This is a genomic window from Isoptericola haloaureus (genome assembly GCF_036689775.1).
Lineage (GTDB): Bacteria > Actinomycetota > Actinomycetes > Actinomycetales > Cellulomonadaceae > Isoptericola > Isoptericola haloaureus.
In genome coordinates this window covers 1-523 of sequence record NZ_JBAGLP010000071.1, presented here as the reverse complement: position 1 = coordinate 523, position 523 = coordinate 1, and the positions used below count along the sequence as shown (strand labels likewise).

The following is a 523-nucleotide window of genomic DNA, read 5'->3' as shown; positions in this document are numbered from 1 at the left end:
GGCGAAGGAGAACGCGGTCGTCTGGCCGGTGTGGGTGCCGGTGAGTCCGGTGGCCTCGAAGACGGCGGGCTGGTGCGGGGTGCCGTCGTGGTTCTGGCCGCCGGCGGAGGTGAGCTGGACGGTGCCCTCGGGTCCGGCCTGCGCGGGGAGGGAGCCGTCGCCGCCGAGGTAGCGCACCGGCCCTGCACCCGGGTTCTCGCTGGGTTCCGGGCTGGGCTCCGAACTGGGCTCCGGCGACGGCTCCGGAGTCGGGTCCGGACCTGGCTCCGTCGAGTCGGTGAACGGCAGGGTGAGGGTGGAGTCGGGGCCGGTGGTCACGGTCGGGGTGGCGGTGCCCAGGGCGCTCCAGATCTCGAGGCGGACGGTGCCGTCGTCGAGGTCGCCGAGGGTGCCGTCCTCTGCCGCGAGACGTCCCTGCGAGGTGTAGGTCTCGTTGCCGGGGACGGGGTCGGTGGCGAAGTAGCCGTAGGTCTCGATGCGGTCCCAGGTGCCGTCGCCGGTGAGGTCGTAGCTGACGCGGGCC

General features: G+C 73.8%; 1 pseudogene. It reads right to left on the bottom strand.

Annotation, left to right across the window (positions count from 1 at the left end):
- Positions 1-523 (bottom strand): annotated as a pseudogene (locus tag V5O49_RS00225) (hypothetical protein); the annotation flags it as partial.